A 1452-nucleotide genomic window follows, 5' to 3' on the forward strand; every position below is an offset into this window, starting at 1 on the left:
TCCGCGGAGCCGAGGTCGACCTGGGTCTCAGTCACCTCGTCATCCTGCGGAATGTTGTTCAGATTCACTTCGTCAGTCATACCTGTACCTTCACGACACTATACGGCTCATCAGCCGAACAGAAACATCACAAGCTTGCCCAGGCCGAAATCCATAGCCGTGACCAAAGCCATGAGCAACAGCACAAAAATGAACACGGCAAACGACCAGCCCGCCAGCTCCTTGCCGGTGGGGGTGACGACCTTACGCAATTCATCGACGATCTGCTTGATGAACAGGCCGATGCGCATGAAAACGTTCGGCTTGGCCGCCTTTTCAGCTTCGGATGCCTTTGCCATACTCGTCCTTTGTTGATCGACTGCAGAGAAAACGTGGCAGGGAAGGCGGGACTCGAACCCACAACCTACGGTTTTGGAGACCGTTGCGCTACCAATTGCGCCACTTCCCTAAGTGGAACTTTGCCCATCCTAGCAGCAAGCCGTGAACATCTCACAGACACTTGCGTAGACGGGTCAAAACCGCCAAGAGGTCACAATAGCAGTCTTCGCCATCCCTGTCCAATCGAGCACGTCGGCGCGTCTCACAATCGCGGGACACGCCGACGACCGTGCGATCAGGCTTCGACGAAGGCTTTGAAACGACGCATGCCCTCAACGAGCTGGTCATCCGCCAACGCATAGGAGAAACGCAGATAGCCAGGCGCCCCGAAGGCCTCACCCGGCACCGCCGCCACATGCGCCTCATCCAACAGCGCGGCAGCCAGATCGGACGAAGTGTCGGACACCGTGCCCCTCGGCCCCAACGGCTTGCCCAGCAGACCGCTGACATCCGGAAACGCATAGAACGCGCCGGTGGGAGCCGGGCAATAGACGCCCGGAATGTCGTTAAGCGCCGCGACGATGGTCCGACGGCGACGGTCGAAGGCCTCGCGCATCATATGCACCTCATCGAGGGGACCGGCGACCGCAGCCAGAGCGGCCCGCTGCGGCACATTGGACACATTGGAACTCAGATGTCCCTGCAGCTTGGCGGCAGCCTTGGCCACCGCGACCGGAGCCACCAGCCAGCCAACGCGCCAGCCGGGCATGGCGTACGTTTTGGCGACGCCGTTAAGCACGATCAGCTGATCACGCACTTCGGGCACCTCGACGCCCATATACGCGGTTTTGGCGCCATCGTAGTTGAGGTGCTCGTAGATCTCGTCGGAAATCACCCACACATGGTGCTCGACTGCCCACTTGCCGATAGCCGCAATGGTTTCGCGGCTCCACACAGCACCTGTCGGATTATTCGGCGAAGTGACGATAATCGCCCTGGTGCGTTCGGTACGGGCCGACTCGATGGCGTCGACATCGGGCTCGAATCCACGATCGGCGCCCGCGAACACCTCAACCGGTTTGCCACCAGCCAGTTTGACGGCCTCGGGATAGCTCGTCCAAAACGGCGTGGGAA

Annotated in this window: 2 protein-coding genes and 1 tRNA gene; all 3 read right to left on the bottom strand. The window is 60.2% G+C overall.

Annotation, left to right across the window (positions count from 1 at the left end; genetic code table 11):
• Positions 1–110 precede the first annotated feature (110 nt).
• On the bottom strand, positions 111–338 hold the full coding sequence (gene secE / locus B2994_RS02340; RefSeq protein ID WP_291526794.1) for a preprotein translocase subunit SecE: 228 nt from the start codon (positions 336–338) through the stop codon (positions 111–113).
• Positions 339–372: 34 nt separating this feature from the next.
• A tRNA-Trp gene (locus tag B2994_RS02345) sits at positions 373–448 on the bottom strand.
• 165 nt (positions 449–613) lie between these two features.
• The coding region (locus tag B2994_RS02350; RefSeq protein WP_291526795.1) for a pyridoxal phosphate-dependent aminotransferase at positions 614–1452 on the bottom strand (839 nt) is incomplete at its 5' end.

Source organism: Bifidobacterium sp. UBA744, assembly GCA_002298605.1.
Lineage (GTDB): Bacteria > Actinomycetota > Actinomycetes > Actinomycetales > Bifidobacteriaceae > Bifidobacterium.

Excerpts from the sequence above, each read along its gene's own strand:
- secE (WP_291526794.1), bottom strand. The coding sequence starts at position 338 with ATGGCAAAGGCATCCGAAGCTGAAAAGGCGGCCAAGCCGAACGTTTTC.